The organism is Mycobacterium sp. TH-M106, from assembly GCF_057473765.1.
Window position 1 is genome coordinate 1 of sequence record NZ_JBYCLE010000541.1, and the last position, 3,571, is coordinate 3,571.

Consider the following 3,571-nt stretch of genomic DNA (forward strand, 5'->3'; position numbering starts at 1 on the left):
CGTGGCTGGACTCCACCCAGTCGTGCTCGCTCTCGGCACGCGACGGGTAGCCGGACAGTCCGCCTTTTTTGCGCAGGGTGTCGAAGTCGGGGCAGCGACCGGTCAGCATCTTGTGCACGTAGGCCTGATGCCCGATGTCGAAGAGGATCGGATCGTGCGGTGAGTCGAACACCCGGTGCAACGCCAGCGTCAACTCCACCACGCCGAGGTTGGGTCCCAGGTGCCCGCCGGTGGCAGCGACCTTGTGGATCAAGAACTCGCGGATCTCGCGAGCCAGTTGAGCCAGCTGCGGTTGAGAAAGGTGCTGCAGATCAGCGGGGCCGCGGATCCGTTCGAGCATCCAGTCAGTCTACGCACCGGCCACGCCAGCGACGATTCATCAGTTCCCGTCCGTCGGCCTGCGGCCGACGTATGGTCGTAGCATGCGGGCCGAGCAGATCGCCGAGGATTTTCCGGTGGTGGCCGTCGACTCCGACGCGCTGGACGCCGCCCTCCTGCTGGCCAAGTACCAGTTGCCCGGCATCGTGGTCACCGATACGTCCGGAAAACCGTACGCGGTGCTGCCGGCCTCCCAGGTGGTCCGGTTCATCGTGCCGGGCTACATACAGGACGACCCCGCGCTGGCCGGTGTGCTCAACGAGACGATGGCCGACCGCGCGGCGGAGAAACTGGGCGGCAAGACGGTTCGCGATCTGCTACCCGAGCACTTGCGCAACGTGCCCGCCGCCGACGCCGACGACACCATCATCGAGGTGGCCGCTACCATGGCGCGGCTGCGCAGCCCGCTGATCGCGGTGGTCCGCGACGGCGAACTGCACGGGGTGATCACCGCCTCACGCCTGCTGGCCGCGGCGCTCAAACGCTGACCGCTGCTGATAGCGTGACTTCCGGTGTGCCGGGAAGCCTGGTCGGCGTGAATTGTTCCGCTACCAGGAGTGCACCGTGGGCCCCGGCCGATGACCGTCATCGCGATCGCGGTGTTCGTCGTCGCCTACGCGTTTATCGCCGCCGACCGTGTCAACAAAACGCTGGTGGCACTGGCCGGTGCGGCAGCCGTGGCCGTCCTGCCGGTGATCAGCTCCGACGACATCTTCTACTCCCACGAGACCGGAATCGACTGGGACGTCATCTTTTTGCTGTTCGGCATGATGATCATCGTCAGTGTGCTGCGCCAAACCGGGGTGTTCGAATACGTCGCGATCTGGTCGGCCAAACGCGCGGGCGGCTCCCCCCTGCGGATCATGATCCTGCTGGTGCTGGTCACCGCGTTCGGCTCCGCCCTGTTGGACAACGTCACCACGGTGCTGCTGATCGCCCCGGTCACCCTGCTGGTCTGCGACCGGCTGGCGATCAACCCGGCGCCGTTTTTGATGGCCGAAGCGCTCGCGTCGAACGTCGGCGGTGCGGCGACGCTGGTCGGCGACCCGCCCAACATCATCATCGCCAGCCGGGCGGGCCTGACCTTCAATGCCTTCCTGATCCACCTGGCGCCGTTGGTGATCATCGTGATGGCCGTCGTCGTCGTGCTGCTGCCGCACTTGTTCCCGGGTGCGTTCGCCGTCGACCCCGAACGCGCAGCCGATGTCATGTCGCTGCAGGAAGGCGAGGCCATCCGCGACCGCAAGCTCCTGATCAAGTGTGGCGTGGTGCTGGCGGCGGTCTTCACAGCGTTCGTCGCCCACGCACCGCTGCACCTGGAGCCGTCCACGGTGGCGCTGCTCGGCGCCGGCGTCTTGATCGTGATCTCCAAGCTGCGGCGGTCGGATTACCTGGCCGGCATCGACTGGGACACCCTGTTGTTCTTCGCTGGCCTGTTCATCATGGTCGGCGCGCTGGTGAAGACCGGCGTCGTGAAGGAACTGGCGCGGCTGGCGACCACGGCGACCGGTGGTAACGCGCTGGTGGCGACGATGCTGATCGTGGCGGTGTCACTGGTGATCAGCGGCGTCGTCAACAACGTGCCCTACGCGGCGACGATGACACCCATCGTCGCCGAGTTGGCGTCGTCGATGCCCAACCTGCCCCACCCGGACGTGTTGTGGTGGGCGCTGGCGCTCGGCACCGACTTCGGCGGCAACCTCACCGCGGTAGGGGCCAGCGCCAACGTCATCGTGCTGGGAATCGCGGCACGCAGCGACAATCCGATCTCCTTCTGGGAGTTCACCCGCAAAGGCATGGTGGTCACCGCGATCTCCTGCGCGCTCTCGGCGCTGTACCTGTGGTTGCGGTACTTCGTCCTGGGCTGAATCGGAACCTGCTCCGCCTAACCGCCTCGCCGTCCCACCGATGTCACCCCGGCCCGTCCAGGAAGCCTCGCCGGGTGTCGCCCGGGGCCAAGTGTGGCTGCAGCGCCCTGCGCCGCTCCGACGAATTAAGCTGCCAGGGAACCGAAGTCACCATCACCCCCGGCATGAACAGCAGCCGGGTCTTGAGCCGCAACGCGCTTTGGTTGTGCAGCAGCTGCTCCCACCAGTGACCCACCACGTATTGCGGAATGAACACGGTGACCACGGTGCGCGGCGACTCCTTGCTGATCCGTTTGATGTAGTCCAGCACCGGCCGCGTGACCTCGCGGTACGGCGAGGCGATGACCTTGAGCGGCACCGCGATATCGCTGTCCTCCCAGTCACGGACCAGCTCCCGGGTTTCGGTGTCGTCGACGCTGACGGTGACGGCCTCCAGCGCATCGGGCCGGGTCGCCCGGGCGTAGGCCAGGGCCCGCCGGGTCGGCAGGTGCAACTTCGACACCAGCACCACGGCGTGATTGCGGCTGGGCAACACGGCCTGGTCCTCTTCGACGGCGGCCTGCTCGGCCAGCTCCCGGCTGACCGCCTGGTAGTGCCGGCGGATCAGCTTCATCAACACGAACAGCGCTGACATGGCCACGATGGCAATCCACGCGCCCGCGGCGAACTTGGTGACGACAACGACGATCAGCACGGTGGCGGTGGAGATGAAACCGATGGTGTTGACCACCCGCGAATGCACCATGGTGCGGCGGGCCTGCGGATTGTTTTCGGTGCGCAGCAACCGGTTCCAGTGCCGGACCATGCCGATCTGGCTCAGCGTGAACGAGACGAACACACCGACGATGTAGAGCTGAATCAGCGGGGTGACCTCGGCACTGAACGCCACGATGAACGAGATCGCGACCACCGCCAAGAAGATGATCCCGTTGGAGAACGCCAGCCGATCACCACGGGTATGCAATTGGCGCGGCAGATAAGAATCCTGGGCCAGGATCGACCCCAGCACCGGGAACCCGTTGAACGCGGTGTTGGCGGCCAGCGCCAGGATCAACGCGGTGACCCCGGCGATGACCCACAAGCCGGGGGGGAAGCCACGGAACACCGTCTCGGCCAACTGGGCGACCACGGTCTTCTGCTGGTAGTCCGCCGGCGCTCCGATCAGCTGGTCGGCCGGTCGGTCGGCGACCTTCACCCCGGTCTTGGCGGCCAGCACGATGATGCCCAGCAGCAACGTCACCGCGATCACACCGAGCATCAACAAGGTGGTGGCGGCGTTGCGCGACTTCGGTTTACGAAACGCCGGCACCCCGTTGCTGATCGCC

At 66.2% G+C, this 3,571-nt stretch carries 4 protein-coding genes; 2 read left to right on the plus strand and 2 right to left on the minus strand.

Annotation, left to right across the window (positions count from 1 at the left end):
• The coding region (locus tag AC2VOP_RS18700) for a 1-deoxy-D-xylulose-5-phosphate synthase N-terminal domain-containing protein (protein WP_486962353.1) at positions 1-340 on the minus strand (340 nt) is incomplete at its 3' end.
• Positions 341-422: 82 nt separating this feature from the next.
• Between AC2VOP_RS18700 and AC2VOP_RS18705 the strand changes: the two genes are divergently transcribed.
• Together AC2VOP_RS18705 and AC2VOP_RS18710 are read left to right on the plus strand one after the other, a co-directional pair.
• The gene (locus AC2VOP_RS18705; RefSeq protein WP_486962354.1) at positions 423-866 is read left to right on the plus strand and encodes a CBS domain-containing protein; all 444 of its coding nucleotides are present in this window, start codon (positions 423-425) and stop codon (positions 864-866) included.
• A 90-nt stretch (positions 867-956) separates the two neighbouring features.
• Positions 957-2,246, plus strand: coding sequence for an ArsB/NhaD family transporter (locus AC2VOP_RS18710; RefSeq protein ID WP_486962355.1), 1,290 nt, complete (start codon positions 957-959; stop codon positions 2,244-2,246).
• Between the two features lie 43 nt (positions 2,247-2,289).
• On the opposite strand, the gene AC2VOP_RS18715 is transcribed toward AC2VOP_RS18710, so the two are convergent.
• Positions 2,290-3,571, minus strand: a 1,282-nt coding sequence (locus AC2VOP_RS18715; protein ID WP_486962356.1) for an APC family permease, incomplete at its 5' end; no start/stop codon positions are given.

Coding starts and splice junctions, on each gene's coding strand:
- AC2VOP_RS18705 (WP_486962354.1), top strand. CDS start 423: ATGCGGGCCGAGCAGATCGCCGAGGATTTTCCGGTGGTGGCCGTCGAC.
- AC2VOP_RS18710 (WP_486962355.1), top strand. CDS start 957: ATGACCGTCATCGCGATCGCGGTGTTCGTCGTCGCCTACGCGTTTATC.